This is a genomic window from Bradyrhizobium sp. LeoA1Lang, assembly GCF_055413685.1.
This window is the reverse complement of sequence record NZ_JBVAPG010000705.1, coordinates 1-247: the sequence shown is the minus strand read 5'-3', so window position 1 is coordinate 247 and position 247 is coordinate 1. Positions and strand designations below refer to the sequence as shown.

Annotated in this window: 1 pseudogene; it reads right to left on the bottom strand. The window is 64.4% G+C overall.

Annotated elements, in window-relative coordinates:
- Positions 1-63: 63 nt before the first annotated feature.
- Positions 64-247, bottom strand: a pseudogene (locus ACZYOF_RS45025) (hypothetical protein); the annotation flags it as partial.

Here is a 247-nt window from a genome sequence, read left to right as displayed (position 1 = left end):
GCTGATGCATTGCGATTGATGGCCTTGACACGAACCATCCCATGTGAGGTTCTGGCTGGCTGGTTACCCGCCTCGATACGCCGCCCTTCTCAGGCCGTCATCACCCAGATTCCGCCATAGCTCTTCCGGAACAAGACCGCTGGTGAGATAGCGCCACAGCGCCACGATCAGCTTGCGCGCCAGGGCGACGATGGCGACGCGCTTGGCGCGCCTGCCGGCGTTCTCCGTGCGGCTGCGGAACCAGCGG